This is a genomic window from Marinobacter nauticus (assembly GCF_003634635.1).
Lineage (GTDB): Bacteria > Pseudomonadota > Gammaproteobacteria > Pseudomonadales > Oleiphilaceae > Marinobacter > Marinobacter nauticus.
The window spans coordinates 191,958-214,134 of record NZ_RBJB01000006.1; the positions used below are offsets into that span (position 1 = coordinate 191,958).

Here is a 22,177-nt window from a genome sequence, read left to right on the forward strand (position 1 = left end):
TTCCTTACCTTAAACTAATCGGCGATCAACCGCCCAGAACCCGGTCATCACCACGAAGGCTTGCCGGCGGCCAGTTATCAAGACGCATACCCAAAGACAGACCACGGGACGCAAGAACGTCCTTGATCTCGGTCAGCGACTTTTTGCCTAGATTAGGCGTCTTCAGCAGCTCCACTTCCGTGCGCTGGATCAGATCGCCGATATAGTAAATGTTTTCAGCCTTCAAGCAGTTAGCTGAACGCACAGTCAACTCCAGATCATCAACCGGGCGCAGCAGAATCGGATCGATTTCTTCCTCTTCCTCTACACGCTCAGGCTCTTTCTCATGATCGAAATCGACGAACACAGCCAGCTGCTGCTGGAGAATGGTAGCGGCCCGGCGAATCGCTTCTTCCGGATCGATGGTACCGTTGGTCTCCAGATCAATAACCAGCTTGTCCAGATCTGTACGCTGCTCAACCCGAGCGCTCTCGACGGCATAGGCCACGCGACGAACCGGGCTGAACGTTGCATCCAGCTGCAAGCGTCCGATGGCACGAGTTTCGTCCTCGTCCAGACCACGCTGATCAGCCGGCTCGTAGCCACGGCCTCGTGCCACGCGCAAGCGCATGTTCACTTCGCCGTTTTCGCTCAAGTGACAGATCACGTGCTCCGGGTTAGCGATTTCCACATCGTGGTCCAGCTTGATATCGCCGGCAGTCACCACGCCCGGACCTTTCTTGCTGAGGGTGAGCTCAGCATCGTCACGGCCGTTCATCTTTACGGCAACGCCCTTGAGATTCAGCAGAATCTCGATGACGTCTTCCTGGACACCTTCAATGGCACTGTACTCGTGCAGGACACCGTCGATCTGTGCTTCAGTCACGGCGCAGCCCGGCATCGAAGACAGAAGAATACGACGCAGCGCGCTGCCCAGGGTGTGCCCGAAACCGCGTTCGAGCGGCTCCAGGGTCACCTTGGCGCGCGTGGCGCTGGATTCTTTCACGTCAATGGTACGAGGTGTCAATAACTCATGTACTGAACGCTGCATAGACGCCCCTATCTGCTATCGTTGCTAACTGGGCTTTACTTGGAGTAAAGCTCGACGATGAGGTTCTCGTTGATGTCGGCCGGCAGTTCAGTACGTTCAGGTACTGACTTGTAAACGCCGGACATCTTGTTGGCGTCAACCTCTACCCAGCTTACCGGTGCACGGCTTGAAGCCAGATCCAGAGCGCCTTTAACACGCAACTGATTCTTGGCTTTCTCGCGCACGCTCACAACGTCGCCCGGCTTGACCTGATAGGACGGGATGTTAACCGGCTTATCATTGACCAGGATCGCCTTGTGAGAGACGAGCTGACGGGCTTCTGCACGGGTAGAACCAAAGCCCATGCGATATACAACGTTATCGAGACGGCCTTCCAGCAGCTGCAGCAGGTTTTCACCAGTTGCACCTTTGCCTCGGGCGGCCTCTTTGTAATAGTTGCGGAACTGCTTCTCAAGAACGCCGTAGATACGACGGACTTTCTGTTTTTCACGAAGCTGAACGCCGTACTCGGACAGACGACCGCGACGCGCGCCGTGCATACCCGGCGGAGTCTCGATGTTGCACTTGGAATCGAGCGCGCGAACGCCGCTCTTCAGAAAAAGATCTGTCCCTTCACGACGAGACAGCTTGCACTTCGGGCCTATATAACGAGCCATATTTCACTGTCTCCTGTGTTAGACGCGGCGCTTCTTGGGCGGACGACAGCCGTTGTGGGGAATCGGCGTCACATCAGTGATGTTGGTGATCTTGTAGCCACACGCATTCAGCGCGCGAACTGCAGATTCACGTCCGGGCCCAGGACCCTTAACCTCTACGTCCAGGTTTTTAAGGCCGTATTCAGCAGCCGCATTACCGGCTCTTTCAGCTGCTACCTGCGCAGCAAAAGGTGTACTCTTACGTGAGCCGCGGAAACCGGAACCACCAGAAGTGGCCCAGGACAGGACGTTGCCCTGACGGTCCGAAATGGTCACGATGGTGTTGTTGAAGGACGCGTGAATGTGCGCGACGCCATCAACAACCGTCTTTTTCACCTTTTTACGGGTACGTGTACCTGGCTTTGCCATGTTTGCCTACCTGTTACTTACGAATAGGTTTGCGAGGACCTTTACGGGTGCGGGCGTTGGTCTTGGTGCGCTGGCCACGGACCGGAAGGCCATGACGATGACGCAGACCACGGAAGCAACCGAGATCCTTCAAACGCTTGATGTTCATCTGTACTTCACGACGCAGATCGCCTTCGACGGTAAACTTGCCCACTTCAGTACGAAGTGCTTCAAGTTGCTCGTCGCTCAGGTCTTTGACCTTGGCGTCCGGCTTAACGCCGGTTGCATCGCAAAGCTTCTGGGCTGTTGTCTTGCCAACACCGAAGATGTAGGTCAGCGAGATAACAGCATGTTTGTTATCGGGTATATTGACACCGGCTATACGTGCCATCCAAATTACTCCGCGTTCAAAGCTTTGCTGTGTGAATTTTCCGCCACAAAAAGGGCGCGAAATAATAGCGCCTGACCCACCTGTGAGTCAAGCGCCACTATTCCGAACCCCTTTTACAATGTCAGCGCTTATCCGAAACGGATCAGCCCTGGCGCTGCTTGTGACGAGGCTCCGAGCAGATGACTCGAACTGAGCCATTGCGTCGAATTACTTTGCAGTTACGGCAAATTTTCTTTACCGAAGCGCGTACTTTCATTGTCGACTCCAGTTTTCAAGGGGAACGGCTTGTTCAGCCGTTCCGTCCATAGCCCTTGAGATTGGATTTCTTCATCAGCGATTCATACTGGTGAGACATCAGGTGCGACTGAACCTGAGCCATGAAATCCATCACCACGACTACAACAATCAGCAGAGAGGTGCCCCCAAGATAGAAAGGCACATTCCCGGCCACCATCAGGAACTGAGGGAACAGGGACACTGCTGCAATATACATAGCACCGAACAGAGTCAAACGGGTCAGCACACCATCGATGTACTTGGCCGTCTGTTCGCCGGGACGAATACCGGGGATAAACGCGCCGGAACGCTTGAGGTTATCCGCAACTTCCTTGGGGTTGTACATCAGCGCTGTATAGAAGTAGCAGAAGAAGATAACTGCTGCTGCGAACAGGATAATATACAACGGCTGGCTCGGTGCCAATGCCTGGGAGATATCGCTCAGCCACTCCATGCCCTCGCCCTGACCGAACCACTGCCCCAGAGAGGCCGGGAACAGTAGAATCGAAGAGGCGAAGATCGGCGGAATCACGCCGGCCATATTCACCTTCAGCGGCAGGTGGCTGGACTGCTGGGCAAATACCCGACGCCCCTGCTGCCGCTTGGCATAGTTGATGGTCAGACGCCGCTGCCCACGCTCCATGAAGACCACGAAACCGACAACAGCAATCGCCAGAACACCAATCCCGAGAACAACCAGCAAGCTCATTTCACCGTTACGAGCCTGCTCGAGAGTCTGGCCAATGGCGCCAGGAAGACCGGCAACAATACCCGCGAAGATCAGCAGCGAAATACCGTTACCAATACCTCTTTCGGTGATCTGCTCACCGAGCCACATCATGAAGACCGCACCGCAGACAAATGAAACAACCGCCACAAAGTGGAAGCTGAAGCTGTCATTAAAGGTAACGCCCTGTGATGCCAGACCCACAGAAATACCAAAGCCCTGAACCAGGGCCAGGATAACCGTACCATACCGCGTATACTGGCTGATCTTGCGACGACCAGCTTCGCCTTCTTTTTTCAGCTGCTCAAGCTGCGGACTAACCGCAGTCATGAGCTGCATGATAATAGAAGCCGAAATGTACGGCATGATACCGAGTGCGAAGATACTCATGCGCTCAAGCGCACCACCGGAGAACATGTTGAACAGACTCAGGATGGTTCCCTGGTTCTGATCAAACAGTGCCGCCAGCCGATCCGGGTTGATACCGGGAACCGGAATGTGGGCACCGATCCGGTACACCAGCAGCGCAAGAAACACGAACCAGAGCCGCGAGCGCAGCTCTGCAAATCCTTTTCCGGCGCCCGCAGGCAATGATGCTGTCTTGGCCATTTAGTCCTCGACTCGTCTTAGTCTTCGACTTTACCACCCGCGGCGGTAATCGCTTCGCGTGCGCCCTTGGTGACTCGAAGGCCTTTCACGGTTACCGCACGGTCCAGCTCGCCGGACAGGATAACCTTGGCCTCGCGAATTTCTTCGCGAATGATGTCAGCCTTTTTCAGGGCCGCCAGATCCACCACGTCGCCTTCAACCTTGGCCAGCTCGTTCAGGCGGATTTCCGCCACGTAACGCTGCTGACGCGAGGTGAAACCGAACTTAGGCAGACGACGGGCCAAAGGCTGCTGACCACCCTCGAAACCAGGAGCAACGGAGCCACCGGAACGGGATTTCAGACCTTTATGACCACGACCGCCGGTTTTGCCGAGACCGCTACCGATACCACGGCCGACACGCTTGGCGGACGGACGTGAACCGGGTTCCGGAGCAAGTTCGTTCAGACGCATCTTAGTTCTCCTCAACCCGAACCAGGTAATTTACCCGGTTGATCATGCCGCGAATGGAAGGAGTGTCTTCCACTTCCACGGTGTGACCGATTTTACGAAGACCCAGGCCCTTGACGCACAGTTTGTGCTTGGGCTGACAGCCGATCGGGCTGCGGGTCAGAGTTACTTTGATCGTTTTTGCGTTCGCCATGACTTCAACCCAGAATATCTTCCACGGATTTACCGCGCTTGGCTGCAACGTCTTCAGGCGCCTTCATGGCCTGCAGACCCTTGATGGTGGAACGTACTACGTTCACCGGGTTGGTGGATCCGTAACACTTGGACAGTACGTTCTGCACACCGGCCACCTCGAGTACGGCGCGCATCGCACCGCCGGCAATGATACCGGTACCCTCAGAAGCAGGCTGCATGAAGACCTTGGAACCACCGTGCTGCGCCCGAACCGGGTACTGCAGGGTAGTGCCGTCCAACGCTACGTCTACCATGTTTTTGCGTGCAGCTTCCATGGCCTTCTGGATGGCAACCGGAACTTCCCGGGCCTTGCCACGACCGAAACCAACGCGACCTTTACCATCACCCACTACAGTCAGTGCAGTGAAGGCAAAGATACGGCCGCCTTTAACTACCTTGGCGACGCGATTGACCTGAACCAGCTTTTCCTGGAGCTCAGGCGCCTTCTGTTCGTTAACGCTCATCTTCTCCACCTCTTAGAATTGCAAGCCAGCTTCACGGGCAGCGTCGGCAAGAGCCTGCACACGACCGTGATAACGGTAACCTGAGCGGTCAAAAGCGACCTTCTCAATGCCTGCTGCCTTGGCGCGCTCAGCAATCAGCTGACCGACCTTCTTGGCAGCGTCCACGTTACCGGTTGCACCCTGGCGCAGTTCCTTATCCAACGTGGAGGCAGTGGCAAGCACTTTGCTGCCATCTGCAGTCGTAACCTGGGCGTACATATGACGCGGTGTACGGTGCACGCACAGACGGTCAGTACCCAGCTCACGGATCTTCATGCGCACTTTGCGCGCGCGACGCAGTCTTTCGTTATTTGCGCTCATAGTCCCGCCTTATTTCTTCTTGGCTTCTTTGCGTCTGACCTGCTCATCCGCATAACGCACACCCTTGCCTTTATACGGCTCGGGCGGACGGAACGCGCGGATTTCCGCAGCGACCTGGCCAACCTGTTGCTTGTCGATACCGCGAATCACAACTTCCGTATTGGACGGAGTTTCAGCGGTAACACCCTCGGGCAGCTCATACTCGACCGGGTGGGAAAAACCCAGTGTCAGGTTGAGCTTCTTACCTTGCGCCTGCGCACGGTAACCTACGCCCGTCAGCTGCAGCTTACGCTCCCAGCCTGTGGATACGCCGGTAACCATATTGTTAACCAGCGCACGAGTAGTACCAGCAAGAGCGCGGGACTGTTTTGCACCATCGCGGGCCGCAAAACGCAGGACATTTTCTTCCTGCTTTACTTCAACCGCCTGGTGAATGGTGAACTGAAGCGCTCCTTTGGAACCCTTCACATTGATTTCCTGTCCGTTCAGCTTAACCTCAACACCGGAAGGCAGCACGACAGGATTATTGGCAACCCTGGACATGTGTATCTCCTAGAATACGGTGCAGATGACTTCGCCACCCACGCCTGCAGCTCGTGCGGCGCGGTCTGTCATAACGCCCCTGGACGTTGAGACAATCGCGACTCCCAGACCACCGGCTACTTTCGGCAGTTCCCCGGCGCCTTTGTACTGGCGCAGACTCGGACGGCTGACCCGCTGAATCTCTTCAATAACCGGCTTGCCACCGAAGTATTTCAGAGTGATGGTCAGTTCGGGCTTCGCGTCAGCTGAAACAGAAAAATCTGCTACGTAGCCTTCGTCCTTGAGGACCTGGGCTACTGAGACCTTCATTTTTGAAGATGGCATCGTTACGTCAGCTTTTGACGCCATCTGGGCATTACGGATACGGGTAAACATATCCGCAAGCGTGTCTTGCATACTCATTGGTATGAGGCTCCTGATCTTTTTAGTTGTGCAGCGGCTTGCCGCACCGCTTACCAACAGGCACCTGACCGAAGTCAGGCGGCCTATCTTACCAGCTTGCCTTGGTCAGGCCCGGAACGTCACCGCGCATGCCGTATTCACGGAGTTTGATCCGTGACAGCTCGAACTTGCGCAGAACGCCGTGGGGACGACCAGTCACCTGGCAACGATTCCGAAGACGCGAAGGAGATGAATCACGCGGAAGCTGCTGGAGCTTCATCTGTGCATCCCAACGGTCATCATCGCTGGTATTCGGGTTTTTGATAATCGCCTTGAGCTCGGCGCGCTTGGCAGCATACTTTGCTACCAGTTTCTCGCGCTTTTGCTCACGGTTTTTCATTGAAACCTTCGCCATGTCACTCGTTCCTTATTTCTTGAACGGAAAGCCAAAGGCTTTCAACAGTTCGCGACCTTCGTCGTCGGTACCGGCAGTGGTGGTGATGGTGATATCCAGCCCGCGGATCTTGTCGACTTTGTCGTACTCGATCTCCGGGAAGATGATCTGCTCACGCACACCCATGCTGTAGTTACCGCGACCGTCGAAGGATTTCGGGTTCAGACCGCGGAAGTCACGAATGCGGGGAACCGCAATGTGCACCAGACGATCAAAGAAATCCCACATGCGCTCACCGCGCAGGGTCACTTTACAGCCAATCGGCCAACCTTCACGGATTTTGAAGCCCGCGACGGATTTACGCGCTTTGGTAACAACCACTTTTTGACCTGCCAGGCGCTCGAGATCCGCCACGGCATTTTCAATCAGCTTCTTGTCACCAACCGCTTCGCCAACACCCATGTTCAGGGTGATTTTCTCGATACGCGGCACCTGCATCACGTTCTTGTAACCGAACTCTTTCTGCAGGGCGGGTACCACTTCCTTAGTGTACTGCTCTTTCATGTTAAGCATCGTAACCACCACCGCTTACTGGTTATCGACAGCTTCGTTCGTGGACTTGAAGATCCGCACTTTGGTGCCGTCTTCCTTAATCTGGAAGCCAACACGATCGGCTTTGCCGGTCTGCGGATTAAAAATAGCCACGTTGGAAGCCTGGATAGGCGCTTCTTTTTCGACGATACCGCCCGGGGTGCCAAGCATCGGGTTCGGCTTTGTGTGCTTCTTCATCATGTTGATGCCAGAAACAAGCACGCGACCGTCGTCCAGAACTTTCAGGACTTTACCACGTTTGTCTTTGTCTTTCCCCGTGGTGACGATTACTTCGTCATCTCGTTTGATCTTTTTCATAACCGGCCTCTGGTCCTTTAAAGTACTTCGGGTGCCAGTGAGATAATCTTCATGAACTTCTCGTTACGCAGTTCACGGGTAACCGGTCCGAAGATACGGGTACCAATGGGAGCGTCCTGATTGTTCAGAAGTACCGCCGCGTTACCGTCAAAACGGATCAGAGAACCGTCCGGACGACGCACACCCTTACGGGTACGTACTACAACAGCCTTCAGGACCTGGCCTTTTTTCACCTTGCCGCGGGGGATGGCTTCCTTGACGGTTACCTTGATGATATCCCCAACGGTTGCATAACGCCGGTGAGATCCGCCCAGGACCTTGATGCACATAACCTGACGTGCACCACTGTTATCCGCGACTTCAAGCATTGTTTGAGTCTGAATCATGGTTGTTCTCCGGGCGAATTACACCTTGGCAGCGCGTTCGGTAACTTCCACCAGGGCCCAGCTCTTGGTCTTGGAGACCGGACGGGTTTCCTGGATGGTTACGGTGTCACCAATGTTGCACTGATTGCTTTCATCGTGTGCATGAATCTTGGTTGAACGCTTCATGTACTTACCGTACAGCGGGTGTTTAACCTGACGCTCAACCAGGACCACGATGGACTTGTCCATCTTGTTGCTCACGACCTTGCCGCTCAGAGTTCTGGCAGTTTGGGTAGCTTCGGTCATGTCACTGTCCTGCCTTTTCGTTCAATACTGTTTTCACGCGAGCGATATCGCGCTTCACCTTGCCGAGAAGGTGAGACTGATTCAGCTGACCTGTCGCCTTGCGCATGCGCAGGTTGAACTGCTCCTTCAGGAGGTCGATCAGCTCTTTGTTCAGCTCCTCGACTGACTTTTCACGCAGCTCTGTTGCTTTCATCACATCACCGTCCTCTTAACAAAGGTGGTCTGTACCGGCAGTTTGGCGGCAGCCAGAGTGAAAGCTTCGCGTGCGATTTCTTCCGCGACACCTTCCATCTCGTACAACATGCGGCCTGGCTGAATCTCAGCCACCCAATACTCGACAGAACCTTTACCTTTACCCATACGTACTTCCAGCGGCTTACCGGTGATCGGCTTGTCCGGGAACACCCGGATCCAGATCTTACCGCCCCGCTTGATGCGGCGAGTCATGGTACGACGCGCTGCCTCAATCTGGCGCGCAGTTATACGCCCACGGCTGGTCGCCTTCAATCCGTATTCACCGAAGCTCACCTTGTTTGCGCGCTGAGCAAGACCGGTGTTACGGCCTTTCATTACCTTGCGGAATTTGGTGCGTTTTGGTTGCAGCATAAGAGTGCCCCTTTACTTAGAACCTTTCTTCCCAGAGGCTTTCTTGTCAGCACGGACCTGCTCCATACCACCAAGAATCTCACCTTTGAAGATCCATACCTTTACGCCGATAACGCCGTAAGTGGTGTGCGCTTCATAGGTTGCATAATCAATATCTGCACGCAGTGTGTGCAGAGGTACACGACCTTCGCGATACCACTCGGAACGTGCGATTTCAGCACCCCCAAGACGACCGCCAACCTGAATCTTGATACCCTTGGCTCCCTGACGCATGGCGTTTTGAACCGCACGCTTCATAGCGCGACGGAACATCACACGACGCTCCAGCTGGCCGGCAACGTTTTGCGCTACCAGGCGGGCATCCAGGTCCGGCTTGCGGACTTCTTCGATGTTGATGTGCACAGGCACACCCATCATGTCGCTGACTTCGCGACGCAGACGGTCAACATCTTCACCCTTCTTACCGATAACAATACCGGGGCGGGCGGTATGGATCGTGATCCGGGCGTTCTGAGCAGGGCGCTCGATCACGATCTTGCTGACAGACGCCTTAACCAGACGCTTGTCCAGGAACTCGCGAACCTGAATATCATTCAGAAGATTCTTCGCGTAGTCCTTTTTGTCGGCGTACCACACTGAGTTGTGCTCTTTGATCACACCCAGGCGAATGCCGGTTGGATTTACTTTATGACCCATCTGAGCATCTCCTACTTGTCGGCGACCTTGACGGTGATATGACAGGTGCGCTTGAAAATACGGTCAGCGCGCCCCTTGGCTCGAGCTTTGATTCGCTTGAGCGTTGGGCCCTCATCCACCATCACGGTGGAAACCCGCAGATCATCTACGTCCAGACCTTCGTTGTGCTCAGCGTTGGCAATGGCGGATTCAAGAGCTTTCTTGATCACAACCGCTGCCTTCTTAGGGCTGAAAGTCAGAATGTTCAGGGCGTCCTCAACAGCCTTGCCGCGTACTTGGTCAGCGACAAGACGTGCTTTCTGAGCTGAGAGGCGAGCGCCCTTGTACTTGGCTGCTACTTCCATTTCTATTACCTCAGAATCAGCGTTTAGCTTTCTTGTCGGCCGCATGACCACGATAAGTACGCGTTGCCGCGAACTCACCCAGCTTATGTCCAACCATATCTTCGGTGACATAAACCGGCACGTGCTGCTTGCCGTTGTGGACTGCAATGGTCAGGCCTACCATCTCCGGGAAGACTGTTGACCGGCGGGACCAGGTTTTAATGGGCCGCTTGTCATTTGCTTCCAGAGCTGCCTCGACCTTCTTCAACAGATGCAGGTCTATAAAAGGACCTTTCTTCAAAGAACGTGGCACAGCAATTACCTCTATGTAGTCGTTTACTTGGCCGAACGACGACGTACTATCATCTTGTCAGTACGCTTGTTCTTACGAGTCTTATGCCCTTTGGTCGGAACACCCCACGGAGTAACCGGGTGACGTCCGCCAGAGGTACGCCCTTCACCACCACCATGCGGGTGGTCAACTGGGTTCATAGCAACACCACGTACTGTTGGCCGTTTGCCGCGCCAACGTGATGCACCCGCTTTACCAAGCTGCTTGAGGCTATGCTCACTGTTGGACACTTCGCCCAGAGTGGCACGGCAATCTACAAGCACCTTACGCATTTCACCTGAACGCAGGCGGATGGTGGCATACGCCCCTTCCCGAGCAACCAGCTGTACGGATGCGCCCGCAGAGCGAGCCAGCTGTGCACCTTTGCCAGGCTTGAGTTCGACGCAGTGGATTACGGAACCGACCGGAATGTTCCGGAGCGGCAACGTGGAGCCCACCTTGATCGGCGCGTCGACGCCGGAGCGCACAGGATCACCAGCCTTCATACCTTTGGGAGCGATAATGTAACGACGCTCACCATCGGCATATTTGACCAGCGCAATGTGCGCAGAGCGGTTAGGATCGTATTCCAGGCGCTCAATGACCGCCGGGATACCATCTTTGGTCCGCTTGAAGTCGATAACACGGTAGTGCTGCTTATGACCACCACCAATGTGACGAGTAGTAATGCGGCCAACATTGTTACGGCCACCAGACTTACTCTTTGTTTCTACCAACGGCTCGTAAGGACGTCCTTTGTGCAGATCCGGGTTGTAAAGTTTTACAACGTGACGGCGTCCGGCAGATGTTGGCTTGGTTTTGACGATCGGCATATTACGACCCCTTTACCTTATTCCACATCCAGAAAATCGATGTCCTGACCTTCTGCCAGCTTGACGTAAGCCTTACGAATGTCATTACGCTTGCCGAACCCGCGGATAGTGCGCTTGAGCTTACCCTTACGGTTCAGAACCTGAACACCTTCGACGGTGACGTTGAACAGTTGCTCAACGGCTTTCTTGATCTCGGGCTTGGTCGCATCAGGCGCTACACGAAACACCACCTGACCACGCTCTGCCGCCAGAGACGCTTTTTCTGATACGTGCGGCCCCAACAGGACCTTGTAAATACGTTCCTGATTCATCCCAGCATCTCCTCGATCTTCTTCAGAGCGGGAACAGTCACCACGACTTTCTCGAAGGCAACCAGGCTGACCGGATCCAGACCTGCCACATCGCGAACATCCACATGGGGAACGTTGCGGGAAGCCAGGTGCAGATTCTGCTCAACATTCTCAGACAGGATCAGGGCGTTGGACACACCCAGATCGCTCAGCTTGGCAGTGAAGGCCTTGGTCTTGGGCGTATCGACATTCATGTCGTCAACCACAACCAGACGCTCCTGGCGTACCAGCTCGGAGAAAATGGAACGCATCGCCGCACGGTACATCTTGCGGTTAACCTTTTGCTCGAAGTCACGGGGCTTGGCAGCAAAGGTTACGCCGCCTGAACGCCAGATCGGGCTACGAATGGTACCAGCACGGGCACGACCAGTACCCTTCTGGCGCCATGGCTTCTTGCCACCACCACTGACTTCGGAACGTGTCTTCTGGGCCTTGGTACCCTGACGGCCAGCTGCCATGTAAGCAGTAACCACCTGATGCACCAGAGCTTCGTTAAAATCTTTGGCAAACGCAGCGTCGGAAACAGAAATCCCCTTGCCGCTACCAGTAATTGTCAATTCCATCGCACCGCTCCTCAGGCTTTAACTGCAGGCTTGATGACAACGTCGCCGCCAGTTGCGCCAGGTACGGCACCACTTACCAGCAGCAGGTTGCGCTCGGCATCGACACGGACGATTTTCAGGTTCTGCACAGTAACCTGCGCATTACCCATCTGACCGGCCATCTTCTTGCCCTTGAACACCTTACCCGGAGTCTGGTTCTGACCAATGGAACCCGGAGCACGATGAGACAGGGAGTTACCGTGAGTAGCGTCCTGCATGGAGAAGTTCCAGCGCTTAACACCACCCTGGAAGCCCTTACCCTTGGACTGACCTACTGCGTCAACCACCTGACCGTCTTCAAACACGGAAACGGTCAGCTCGCCACCGGCGGCCAGGTCTTCACCTTCGCCATCAGCCAGACGGAATTCCCAAACGCCACGACCAGCTTCAACACCTGCTTTTGCAAAGTGCCCGGCAGCCGCCTTGTTTACACGGGAGGAACGACGAGAACCTACGGTTACCTGCACTGCACGGTAGCCGTCGCTTTCGAGGGTCTTGAGTTGGGTAATGCGGTTGGGCTCAACCTCAATTACCGTGACAGGCAGCGCCTGCCCTTCATCCGTAAAAATACGGGTCATACCGGCCTTACGACCGACAACACCAATTGCCATGTTTCACCTCTTAAGTGTACGGGGCTTGCACCCTCTATGGCCTATGACAGTTACACAGACTAATACCGGGCGGTATTAGCCGAGGCTGATCTGAACGTCTACACCTGCTGCCAGGTCCAGTTTCATCAGAGCATCTACTGTCTTTTCCGTCGGCTCAACAATGTCGAGCAGACGCTTATGCGTACGAATTTCATATTGATCACGCGCGTCTTTGTTGACGTGCGGAGAGATCAATACCGTGTACTTTTCCTTCCGCGTCGGCAGAGGAATGGGACCACGCACCTGAGCGCCGGTCCGCTTGGCGGTATCGACAATCTCCTGCGTGGACTGGTCGATCAGGCGATAATCAAACGCCTTCAACCGGATTCGAATTTTTTGGCTTTGCATGATGCACCAAACTCCACTCGTAGCAGCTACTAGTTAGCCGACCTTCAAAAAAAGGAGCCGCATTGTATGCATAATACCCAACCCTGTCAACAGCATTGCCATTGACAGGGTTGAGCGACATTTGCGACCTAAACAGAAAAAGGGGCTGAACGCTCAGCCCCTTTTTCCTGATCAATCGAGCAGATTACTCGATGATCTTGGCGACCACGCCGGCACCAACGGTACGACCACCTTCGCGAATCGCGAAGCGCAGGCCATCTTCCATGGCGATCGGAGCGATCAGGGTGACGGTCATTTTCACGTTGTCACCCGGCATTACCATTTCTACGCCTTCCGGCAGTTCGCAAGAACCGGTCACGTCAGTGGTCCGGAAGTAGAACTGCGGACGGTAGCCCTTGAAGAACGGAGTATGACGACCACCTTCTTCTTTGGACAGTACGTACACTTCACACTCGAACTTGGTGTGCGGCTTGATGGAGCCCGGCACACACAGAACCTGACCACGCTCAACGTCGTCACGCTTGGTACCACGCAGCAGAACACCAACGTTCTCGCCGGCACGACCTTCGTCCAGCAGCTTGCGGAACATCTCAACACCGGTACAGGTGGTCTTGGTGGTGTCGCGGATACCCACGATTTCCACTTCGTCACCAACCTTGATGATGCCACGCTCAACACGACCAGTTACTACGGTACCACGACCAGAGATGGAGAATACGTCCTCGATCGGCATCAGGAACGGCTGATCGATCGCACGCTCCGGCTCAGGGATGTAGTCGTCCAGGGCTTCTACCAGCTTCTTGACAGCGGTAGTACCCATTTCGTTGTCGTCTTTGCCTTCCAGCGCCATCAGGGCAGAACCGGTGATGATCGGAGTGTCGTCACCCGGGAAGTCGTACTGGCTCAGCAGGTCACGAACTTCCATCTCAACCAGCTCCAGCAGCTCCTCGTCATCTACCATGTCGGCCTTGTTCAGGAACACGACAATGAAAGGAACGCCAACCTGACGGGACAGCAGGATGTGCTCACGAGTCTGCGGCATGGGGCCGTCAGCTGCGGAGCAAACCAGGATCGCGCCGTCCATCTGTGCCGCACCAGTGATCATGTTCTTCACATAGTCAGCGTGGCCCGGACAGTCTACGTGGGCGTAGTGACGGGTCGGAGAATCGTACTCTACGTGAGAGGTCGCGATGGTAATACCACGCGCACGCTCTTCCGGTGCGTTATCGATCTGATCGAAAGCACGGCTCTCGCCAGTACCCCAAACTTCGTGACACACACGAGTCAGGGCGGCTGTCAGAGTGGTCTTACCATGGTCAACGTGACCGATGGTGCCCACGTTTACGTGCGGCTTGTTACGCTCAAACTTTGCTTTGGACACGGTTACACCTCTTCCTGTTTCTTAAGTCCTGGGATCAACCCTTTTTAATGATCGCTTCGGCAATGTTCGAAGGAGCTTCCGCATAGCGGGAGAACTCCATCGCATAAGACGCCCGGCCCTGTGTTGCAGAACGCAGGTCGGTGGCGTAACCGAACATCTCCGACAACGGAACTTCAGCACGGATGACCTTGCCCGCCGGGCCTTCATCCATACCCTGCACAAGGCCGCGACGACGGTTCAGGTCGCCAACAACGTCACCCATGTAATCTTCAGGGGTAACAACCTCAACCTTCATGATCGGCTCAAGAAGGGCAGGATTTGCTTCGAGGGCGCCTTTCTTCATCGCCATGGAGCCAGCGATTTTGAACGCCATTTCGTTGGAGTCGACGTCGTGGTAGGAACCATCGTACAGCGTCGCCTTGATACCCAGCAGCGGATAGCCGGCCAGACAGCCGTTCTGCATCTGCTCCTCGATACCCTGCTGAACCGCCGGAATGTATTCCTTGGGAACCACACCACCAACGATCTCGTTCACAAAGATAAAGTTTTCGCCATCTTCATCATCCAGAGGCAGCGGCTCCAACTTCACTTTTACGTGACCGTACTGGCCGCGACCACCAGACTGACGAACGAATTTACCCTCAACGTCAACCGGCTTACGGATGCATTCACGATAAGCGACCTGAGGCTTACCGATGTTGGCCTCAACCTTGAACTCGCGACGCATACGGTCAACGATGATGTCCAGGTGAAGCTCACCCATACCAGAGATGATGGTCTGACCGGACTCTTCGTCGGTGCGAACACGGAACGAAGGATCTTCCTGGGCCAGCTTGCCCAGCGCCACACCCATCTTCTCCTGGTCTGCCTTGGACTTCGGCTCAACCGCCACAGAGATAACCGGCTCAGGGAACTCCATGCGCTCCAGAACAATCTTGTTGTTCTCGTCACACAGGGTGTCACCGGTGGTCACGTTCTTCAGACCAATGGCAGCAGCGATGTCGCCCGCCAGAACTTCCTTGATCTCTTCACGGTCGTTGGCGTGCATCTGAACCATACGGCCCACACGCTCTTTCTTGCCTTTAACCGAGTTGAACACAGCATTACCGGATTCCAGTTTACCGGAGTAAACACGGAAGAAGGTCAGCGTGCCCACGAACGGATCGGTGGCGATCTTGAACGCCAGAGCAGCGAACGGCGCATCGTCGTCAACCGGACGAGTCTCTTCTGTACCTTCGTCGTCAACCTCACCGCGGATGGCTTTAACCTCATCCGGAGCCGGCAGGAATTCGATAACGGCATCAAGTACCGCCTGCACACCCTTGTTCTTGAACGCGGAACCACAGGTCGCCAGAACGATTTCGTTGGCGATGGTACGATCGCGCAGACCTTTTTTGATCTCTTCGTAGGTCAGCTCTTCGCCTTCCAAGTACTTGTCCATGTACTCTTCGTTGGCTTCGGCAGCAGCTTCAATCATCTGCTCGCGAGCCTTCTCGGCTTCAGCCTTCATGGATTCCGGAATGTCGCGAAGCTCGTAGGTCATACCCTGGTCAGCTTCGTTCCAGTAGATAGCCTTCATGCGCAGCAGGTCAACGATGCCTTCGAAATCGTCTTCCGCGCCGATCGGCAGCTGGATGGGCACAGTGGTCGCGCCCAGACGGTTACGGATCTGCTCAACAACGCGCATAAAGTTAGCGCCGGCGCGGTCCATCTTGTTGACGAACACCATGCGCGGAACTTCATACTTGTTGGCCTGACGCCATACAGTCTCGGACTGCGGCTCAACACCGGAAGAACCACAGAATACAACGACCGCACCGTCGAGAACCCGCAGAGAACGCTCTACTTCGATAGTGAAGTCAACGTGCCCCGGTGTGTCGATGATGTTGATGCGGTGCTCGGGGTATTGCTTGTCCATACCCTGCCAGAAGGTTGTAACAGCGGCAGACGTGATGGTGATACCACGCTCCTGCTCCTGCTCCATCCAGTCTGTAGTGGAAGCGCCGTCATGGGTTTCACCCATTTTGTGACTACGACCGGTGTAGTAAAGAATACGCTCGGTTGTAGTGGTCTTGCCCGCATCCACGTGCGCACAGATACCAATGTTTCTGTAACGTTTGATAGGAGTCTTGCGTGCCACGATATAAACCTCGGCTTGTTAGAAACGGAAGTGAGAGAATGCTTTGTTGGCTTCTGCCATACGATGCACGTCTTCGCGCTTCTTCACCGCGGCACCTTTGCTGTCTGCCGCGTCAAGAATTTCGCCGGCCAGACGTTGCGCCATGGACTTCTCACCACGCTTCCGTGAGTATTCGACGAGCCAGCGCATAGCCAGCGCGTTCTGACGGGAAGGCCGTACTTCTACAGGCACCTGGTAAGTAGCACCACCCACGCGACGGGATTTTACTTCCACCATCGGTTGGATGTTCTCCAGGGCCTTCTCGAACATTTCGATCGGCTCTTCCTTGGATTTCTCGGCAACAATATCGAGCGCGCCATAAACAATGCGCTCTGCAACAGACTTCTTACCGCTCTCCATCACGTGGTTGATGAACTTGGCAAGACGTGCACTGCCGAATTTCGGATCGGGAATAATTTCCCGCTTAGCTGCAACTCTTCTTCTAGGCATCGATAAGCCCTTATATATCTAAAAGGTCTTCAGGAACCCCTGAGATAGCCATCTGCTACTCAGCCTTACTCTTACCGTTCTGACAAGCAACGATAAAAGACACCCGCTCGGGACATCAGGACTTGGGTCGTTTTGCACCGTACTTGGAGCGGCCCTGCTTACGGTTCTGTACACCCTGGGTGTCCAAAGTACCGCGAACAGTGTGATAGCGCACACCCGGAAGGTCTTTTACTCGACCGCCCCGGATCAGCACAACACTGTGCTCCTGAAGGTTGTGACCTTCACCACCAATGTATGAGGAAACCTCGTAGCCGTTAGTCAGACGAACACGGCACACTTTACGCAGTGCTGAGTTCGGCTTCTTCGGCGTAGTGGTGTATACACGAGTGCACACACCACGGCGCTGAGGGCAAGCCTGGAGCGCGGGAACGTCGCTCTTGGCTACCTTGCGCTTACGAGGCTTACGCACCAACTGATTAATCGTTGCCATGTAAGCAAACTCCAAAAAAACCATACCAATGAAACTTACCCCCAATGCAGGGGGTAAAATTTAAGGGACGCAAGTTTAAGCTTGCGTCCCGAGTCAGTCAAGATGACTGATCTCTTTTTAACCACCCTGGAGGTAGGTATCTACCCCGAGGGTGGCGCGCGCGAACTCAGCTTTCGCGGTTAAGTTCGGCGCTCAGAGCTTCTTCAACATCGGCCGCAGTCACGCCCTGCTCTTCCAGGTCACGCTTGCGACGGCGCTCGTTGTGATAGGCAAGACCTGTACCGGCCGGAATCAGACGCCCTACCACCACGTTTTCCTTCAGACCGCGCAGGTAGTCCCGCTTGCCAGTCACCGCACCCTCGGTCAGAACCCGGGTGGTTTCCTGGAACGAGGCCGCAGAGATGAAGGACTCGGTCGCCAACGATGCCTTGGTGATACCAAGCAGCAGACGCTCGAAGCGTGCAGGCTCTTTGTCTGCCGCATTCGCCTTCTCGTTCTCTTCCATCACCTGGGTAATTTCTACCTGGTCGCCCGACAGCAGAGTGGTATCACCCGGATCGGTGATTTCCACCTTGCGCAGCATCTGGCGAACGATAACCTCGATATGTTTATCGTTGATGACAACGCCCTGCAGACGGTACACGTCCTGGATTTCGTTGGTGATGTACTTGGCCAGCTCGACCACACCCAGCAGACGCAGGATGTCGTGCGGGTTGGACGGACCATCCGAGATCACCTCACCCTTTTCAACGGTTTCACCTTCGAACACGTTGAGCTGGCGATGCTTCGGAATCAGAACCTCATAGGCATCATCATCCTTCGGCGTGATCACCAGGCGCTTCTTGCCCTTGGTCTCTTTACCGAAGGAAACCACGCCGCTGATCTCCGCGAGGATCGCGGACTCTTTCGGACGACGGGCCTCGAACAGGTCGGCAACCCGAGGCAGACCACCGGTGATGTCCCGGGTCTTCGAGCTTTCCTGCGGAATACGGGCGACCACATCACCCAGCTCGATCTTGGCACCATTCGCCATGGTTACCAGAGCGTTGGCCGGCAGGAAGAAGATCGCGGTACCGCCCCCGGGCAGCTCCACTTCCTCTCCCGAGTCGTCGACCAACTGAATGGCCGGACGAATGTCCTTACCCGCAGCCGGACGCTCTTTCGGGTCAATCACTTCCATCGTGGACAGACCGGTCAGCTCGTCAGCCTGGGTACGGACAGTAATGCCCTCTTCCATGTTGACGAACTTGGCGGTGCCCTTCGCTTCCGCGATGATCGGGTGCGTGTGCGGATCCCACTTGGCAACCACAACACCAGCTTCTACCTGATCACCGTTCTTCACAGACAGCACGGCACCGTACGGCAGTTTGTACCACTCGCGCTCACGCCCCTGCTCATCGGCAATGGCCAGCGCGGAGGAACGGGATACCACCACCAGCGAACCGTCGGTTTTCTCGATCGACTTCAGGTTGTGCAGGCGTACCGTACCACCATGCTTCACCTGGATATTGTCTACCGCAGACGCCCGGCTCGCGGCACCACCAATGTGGAAGGTACGCATGGTCAGCTGGGTACCAGGCTCACCGATGGACTGGGCAGCGATAACACCTACCGCTTCGCCCACGTTCACCTGGTGGCCACGGGCCAGATCACGGCCGTAACACTTGGAACAGATGCCGTGACGGGTCTCACAGGTAATCGCAGAGCGTACCCAGATTTCGTCTACACCCGCGCGCTCAACCATTTCGACGGTCTTCTCGTCGAGCAGTGTGCCCGCTGGAACAACGGCGTTGTCCTTGTCAGTCGGCGTGAACACATCGCGAGCCGTCACACGACCCAGAACCCGGTCGCCCAGCGGGACAACCACGTCGCCGCCTTCGATGTGCGGCGTCATCAGCAGACCTTCATCGGTACCACAGTCTTCCTCGGTCACCACCAGATCCTGAGACACGTCAACCAGACGGCGGGTCAGGTAACCGGAGTTCGCGGTCTTCAGTGCAGTATCCGCCAGACCTTTACGAGCACCGTGAGTCGAGATGAAGTACTGGAGTACGTTCAGACCTTCACGGAAGTTAGCCGTAATCGGCGTTTCGATGATGGAACCATCCGGCTTGGCCATCAGACCACGCATACCGGACAGCTGACGGATCTGGGCGGCGGAACCCCGCGCACCGGAATCGGCCATCATGTAGACGGAGTTGAAGGACTCCTGCATCAGGTCTTCACCGTCTTCGCCCTTCACTGGCTGGCCATCAGGGCCAATAACCTGCTCTTTGGACAGACGCTCCATCATTGCCTTGGACACTTTGTCGTTGGCACGGGACCAGATGTCGATCACCTTGTTGTACTTCTCACCCTGGGTCAGAAGACCGGATGCGTACTGGTTTTCGATGTCTTTTACTTCGTCGGAGGCTGCATCCACCAGCTCGTACTTCTCCGGCGGAATCTCGAAATCGTTAAAGCCGATCGAGATACCGGAACGGGTTGCGTAGTGGTAACCCATGTACATCAACTGGTCAGCGAAGATGACCGTGTCTTTCAGACCAGCATCCCGGTAACAGGTGTTGATCAGGTTGGAAATCGCCTTCTTCACCATCGGCTTGTTGACGATCTCGAACGGCAGGCCGTCCGGCACGATATCGTAAAGCAGAGCGCGACCAACGGTGGTATCGACAATGCGGAAGCTCTCGGTACGATTACCGTCTTCGTCAACCGCAACTTCCTTGACCCGAACCTTAACCTTCGCCTGCAGGTCAACCTGACCGGCACCGTAAGCGCGATGGGCTTCCTTGACGTCAGCAAAGACCATACCTTCACCCAGAGCGGCGTGACGCTCACGGGTCATGTAGTACAGCCCCAGTACCACGTCCTGAGACGGTACGATAATGGGCTCGCCGTTGGCGGGCGACAACACGTTGTTGGTAGACATCATCAACGCGCGGGCTTCGAGCTGGGCTTCCAGAGTCAGCGGTACGTGTACCGCCATCTGGTCACCATCGAAGTCAGCGTTGTAGGCCGCACACACCAGCGGGTGCAGCTGAATGGCCTTACCTTCGATCAGAACCGGCTCGAACGCCTGGATACCCAGACGGTGCAGGGTCGGCGCACGGTTCAGCAGGATCGGATGCTCACGGATGACCTCATCCAGGATATCCCAGACCACGCCTTCCTCACGCTCGACCATCTTCTTGGCGGCCTTGATCGTGGTCGCCAGTCCGCGGTGCTCAAGCTTTGAGAAAATGAACGGTTTGAACAGCTCCAGAGCCATTTTCTTCGGCAGACCGCACTGATGCAGGCGCAGGTACGGACCTACCACGATCACCGAACGGCCGGAGTAGTCAACACGCTTACCCAGCAGGTTCTGACGGAAACGACCCTGCTTACCCTTGATCATGTCAGCCAGGGACTTCAGCGGGCGCTTGTTGGTGCCGGTGATGGCACGGCCACGACGGCCATTGTCCAGCAGGGCATCCACAGCTTCCTGCAGCATCCGCTTCTCGTTACGCACGATGATGTCCGGAGCATTCAGCTCCAAAAGGCGCTTGAGACGGTTGTTCCGGTTGATCACCCGACGGTACAGGTCGTTCAGGTCGGAAGTGGCAAAACGGCCACCATCCAGCGGAACCAGGGGGCGCAGGTCCGGCGGAAGAACCGGCAGCACGGTCATGACCATGTCGCCTGGCTTGTTACCGGAATACAGGAACGCTTCCAGAATTTTCAGGCGCTTGCTGAATTTCTTGATCTTGGTTTCGGAGTTGGTCTGCGGAATTTCTTCGCGCAGCGCGTCAACTTCTGCCTGCAGATCGATGTCTTCCAGCAATTGCTTGACGGCTTCCGCACCCATGCGGGCGTCGAACTCGTCACCAAACTCTTCCAGGGCTTCGTAATACTGCTCATCGTTCAGGAGCTGGCCCTTCTCCAGAGTGGTCATGCCCGGATCGATAACAATAAAGCTCTCGAAGTACAGAACCCGCTCGATGTCACGCAGGGTCATGTCCAGCATCAGACCGATGCGGGACGGCAGCGACTTCAGGAACCAGATATGGGCGACCGGGCTGGCCAGCTCAATATGGCCCATGCGCTCACGACGAACGCTCGCCAGGGCAACCTCGACACCACACTTTTCACAAATGACACCGCGGTGCTTGAGGCGCTTGTATTTTCCGCACAGACACTCGTAGTCCTTGATCGGGCCGAAGATCTTGGCACAGAAAAGACCGTCACGCTCCGGCTTGAAGGTACGGTAGTTAATGGTCTCAGGCTTTTTTACTTCGCCAAAAGACCAGGAACGAATCATGTCAGGCGACGCCAGGCCAATGCGGATGGCGTCGAATTCCTTGCTCTGATTCTGGCTCTTGAGAAGATTCAGCAAATCTTTCATCAGTTAAAGCTCCGGATGGCGTTAATCTCGGGCGGGCACACGGAGTGCCCGCTCACGCTGCCAAAAACAATTCGGC

At 55.4% G+C, this 22,177-nt stretch carries 32 protein-coding genes; all 32 read right to left on the bottom strand.

From position 1 onward, the window contains the following. Positions 1–25 precede the first annotated feature (25 nt). Positions 26–1,030 carry a DNA-directed RNA polymerase subunit alpha gene (locus C7436_RS17285; RefSeq protein WP_008174911.1) on the bottom strand — a complete coding sequence of 335 codons (1,005 nt, stop codon included), beginning with the start codon at positions 1,028–1,030 and terminating at the stop codon, positions 26–28. A 35-nt stretch (positions 1,031–1,065) separates the two neighbouring features. Then, positions 1,066–1,686 carry a 30S ribosomal protein S4 gene (gene rpsD, locus C7436_RS17290; RefSeq protein WP_014420494.1) on the bottom strand — a complete coding sequence of 207 codons (621 nt, stop codon included), beginning with the start codon at positions 1,684–1,686 and terminating at the stop codon, positions 1,066–1,068. An 18-nt stretch (positions 1,687–1,704) separates the two neighbouring features. Further along, entirely contained in the window at positions 1,705–2,094 is a 390-nt protein-coding gene (gene rpsK / locus C7436_RS17295; RefSeq protein ID WP_007153992.1) for a 30S ribosomal protein S11, read from the bottom strand. 13 nt (positions 2,095–2,107) lie between these two features. After that, positions 2,108–2,464, bottom strand: a complete 357-nt coding sequence (gene rpsM, locus C7436_RS17300) for a 30S ribosomal protein S13 (protein WP_011784262.1) — start codon at positions 2,462–2,464, stop codon at positions 2,108–2,110. Between the two features lie 142 nt (positions 2,465–2,606). Continuing rightward, the gene (gene rpmJ / locus C7436_RS17305; RefSeq protein ID WP_008174902.1) at positions 2,607–2,720 is read right to left on the bottom strand and encodes a 50S ribosomal protein L36; all 114 of its coding nucleotides are present in this window, start codon (positions 2,718–2,720) and stop codon (positions 2,607–2,609) included. A 33-nt stretch (positions 2,721–2,753) separates the two neighbouring features. Beyond that, positions 2,754–4,076 (bottom strand): preprotein translocase subunit SecY, encoded by a 1,323-nt coding sequence (gene secY, locus C7436_RS17310; RefSeq protein ID WP_011784261.1) that lies wholly within the window; start codon positions 4,074–4,076, stop codon positions 2,754–2,756. Positions 4,077–4,093: 17 nt separating this feature from the next. Continuing rightward, complete coding sequence (gene rplO / locus C7436_RS17315; protein ID WP_011784260.1) at positions 4,094–4,528, bottom strand: 50S ribosomal protein L15; 435 nt, start codon at positions 4,526–4,528, stop codon at positions 4,094–4,096. A 1-nt stretch (position 4,529) separates the two neighbouring features. Next, positions 4,530–4,718, bottom strand: coding sequence for a 50S ribosomal protein L30 (rpmD, locus tag C7436_RS17320; RefSeq protein WP_008174894.1), 189 nt, complete (start codon positions 4,716–4,718; stop codon positions 4,530–4,532). A gap of 4 nt (positions 4,719–4,722) precedes the next feature. Next, positions 4,723–5,223 (bottom strand): 30S ribosomal protein S5, encoded by a 501-nt coding sequence (gene rpsE / locus C7436_RS17325; RefSeq protein WP_011784259.1) that lies wholly within the window; start codon positions 5,221–5,223, stop codon positions 4,723–4,725. A gap of 12 nt (positions 5,224–5,235) precedes the next feature. After that, positions 5,236–5,583, bottom strand: a complete 348-nt coding sequence (gene rplR / locus C7436_RS17330) for a 50S ribosomal protein L18 (RefSeq protein ID WP_011784258.1) — start codon at positions 5,581–5,583, stop codon at positions 5,236–5,238. A 9-nt stretch (positions 5,584–5,592) separates the two neighbouring features. Further along, positions 5,593–6,126 (bottom strand): 50S ribosomal protein L6, encoded by a 534-nt coding sequence (gene rplF, locus C7436_RS17335; protein WP_011784257.1) that lies wholly within the window; start codon positions 6,124–6,126, stop codon positions 5,593–5,595. Positions 6,127–6,135: 9 nt separating this feature from the next. Then, complete coding sequence (rpsH, locus tag C7436_RS17340) at positions 6,136–6,528, bottom strand: 30S ribosomal protein S8 (RefSeq protein WP_011784256.1); 393 nt, start codon at positions 6,526–6,528, stop codon at positions 6,136–6,138. Positions 6,529–6,616: 88 nt separating this feature from the next. Next, positions 6,617–6,922 (bottom strand): 30S ribosomal protein S14, encoded by a 306-nt coding sequence (gene rpsN, locus C7436_RS17345; protein WP_011784255.1) that lies wholly within the window; start codon positions 6,920–6,922, stop codon positions 6,617–6,619. Positions 6,923–6,934: 12 nt separating this feature from the next. After that, a complete protein-coding gene (gene rplE, locus C7436_RS17350) occupies positions 6,935–7,474 on the bottom strand; it encodes a 50S ribosomal protein L5 (RefSeq protein WP_011784254.1) in 540 nt (179 codons plus the stop codon). A gap of 15 nt (positions 7,475–7,489) precedes the next feature. Next, entirely contained in the window at positions 7,490–7,810 is a 321-nt protein-coding gene (gene rplX, locus C7436_RS17355; protein WP_011784253.1) for a 50S ribosomal protein L24, read from the bottom strand. 17 nt (positions 7,811–7,827) lie between these two features. Further along, positions 7,828–8,196, bottom strand: a complete 369-nt coding sequence (gene rplN / locus C7436_RS17360) for a 50S ribosomal protein L14 (RefSeq protein ID WP_011784252.1) — start codon at positions 8,194–8,196, stop codon at positions 7,828–7,830. An 18-nt stretch (positions 8,197–8,214) separates the two neighbouring features. Continuing rightward, on the bottom strand, positions 8,215–8,481 hold the full coding sequence (rpsQ, locus tag C7436_RS17365; RefSeq protein ID WP_011784251.1) for a 30S ribosomal protein S17: 267 nt from the start codon (positions 8,479–8,481) through the stop codon (positions 8,215–8,217). Between the two features lies 1 nt (position 8,482). Next, positions 8,483–8,674, bottom strand: a complete 192-nt coding sequence (gene rpmC, locus C7436_RS17370) for a 50S ribosomal protein L29 (RefSeq protein WP_008174877.1) — start codon at positions 8,672–8,674, stop codon at positions 8,483–8,485. Then, positions 8,674–9,087, bottom strand: a complete 414-nt coding sequence (gene rplP / locus C7436_RS17375) for a 50S ribosomal protein L16 (protein ID WP_011784250.1) — start codon at positions 9,085–9,087, stop codon at positions 8,674–8,676. The genes rpmC and rplP overlap by 1 nt, the downstream gene beginning before the upstream one ends. Positions 9,088–9,099: 12 nt before the next feature. Then, complete coding sequence (gene rpsC, locus C7436_RS17380) at positions 9,100–9,783, bottom strand: 30S ribosomal protein S3 (protein ID WP_011784249.1); 684 nt, start codon at positions 9,781–9,783, stop codon at positions 9,100–9,102. 11 nt (positions 9,784–9,794) lie between these two features. Further along, entirely contained in the window at positions 9,795–10,127 is a 333-nt protein-coding gene (rplV, locus tag C7436_RS17385) for a 50S ribosomal protein L22 (protein WP_008940674.1), read from the bottom strand. Positions 10,128–10,143: 16 nt separating this feature from the next. After that, entirely contained in the window at positions 10,144–10,419 is a 276-nt protein-coding gene (gene rpsS / locus C7436_RS17390) for a 30S ribosomal protein S19 (protein WP_007154011.1), read from the bottom strand. Positions 10,420–10,442: 23 nt separating this feature from the next. Continuing rightward, entirely contained in the window at positions 10,443–11,270 is an 828-nt protein-coding gene (gene rplB, locus C7436_RS17395) for a 50S ribosomal protein L2 (protein ID WP_011784248.1), read from the bottom strand. Between the two features lie 17 nt (positions 11,271–11,287). Further along, the gene (gene rplW, locus C7436_RS17400; protein ID WP_008174862.1) at positions 11,288–11,581 is read right to left on the bottom strand and encodes a 50S ribosomal protein L23; all 294 of its coding nucleotides are present in this window, start codon (positions 11,579–11,581) and stop codon (positions 11,288–11,290) included. Beyond that, positions 11,578–12,183 (bottom strand): 50S ribosomal protein L4, encoded by a 606-nt coding sequence (rplD, locus tag C7436_RS17405; RefSeq protein WP_011784247.1) that lies wholly within the window; start codon positions 12,181–12,183, stop codon positions 11,578–11,580. Before rplD ends, rplW begins: the two co-directional genes overlap by 4 nt. Before the next feature lie 11 nt (positions 12,184–12,194). Then, positions 12,195–12,833, bottom strand: a complete 639-nt coding sequence (rplC, locus tag C7436_RS17410) for a 50S ribosomal protein L3 (protein WP_011784246.1) — start codon at positions 12,831–12,833, stop codon at positions 12,195–12,197. A gap of 75 nt (positions 12,834–12,908) precedes the next feature. Continuing rightward, positions 12,909–13,220 (bottom strand): 30S ribosomal protein S10, encoded by a 312-nt coding sequence (rpsJ, locus tag C7436_RS17415; protein ID WP_004580743.1) that lies wholly within the window; start codon positions 13,218–13,220, stop codon positions 12,909–12,911. 184 nt (positions 13,221–13,404) lie between these two features. Continuing rightward, positions 13,405–14,601: an elongation factor Tu gene (gene tuf, locus C7436_RS17420; protein ID WP_011784245.1), complete on the bottom strand. Its 1,197-nt coding sequence runs from the start codon at positions 14,599–14,601 to the stop codon at positions 13,405–13,407. 34 nt (positions 14,602–14,635) lie between these two features. After that, positions 14,636–16,741: an elongation factor G gene (gene fusA, locus C7436_RS17425; RefSeq protein WP_114434839.1), complete on the bottom strand. Its 2,106-nt coding sequence runs from the start codon at positions 16,739–16,741 to the stop codon at positions 14,636–14,638. 18 nt (positions 16,742–16,759) lie between these two features. Then, entirely contained in the window at positions 16,760–17,230 is a 471-nt protein-coding gene (gene rpsG, locus C7436_RS17430) for a 30S ribosomal protein S7 (RefSeq protein ID WP_011784243.1), read from the bottom strand. A gap of 115 nt (positions 17,231–17,345) precedes the next feature. Further along, positions 17,346–17,720 carry a 30S ribosomal protein S12 gene (rpsL, locus tag C7436_RS17435; RefSeq protein WP_008174844.1) on the bottom strand — a complete coding sequence of 125 codons (375 nt, stop codon included), beginning with the start codon at positions 17,718–17,720 and terminating at the stop codon, positions 17,346–17,348. 166 nt (positions 17,721–17,886) lie between these two features. Continuing rightward, positions 17,887–22,101 (bottom strand): DNA-directed RNA polymerase subunit beta', encoded by a 4,215-nt coding sequence (rpoC, locus tag C7436_RS17440; protein ID WP_011784242.1) that lies wholly within the window; start codon positions 22,099–22,101, stop codon positions 17,887–17,889. Positions 22,102–22,177: the final 76 nt, after the last annotated feature.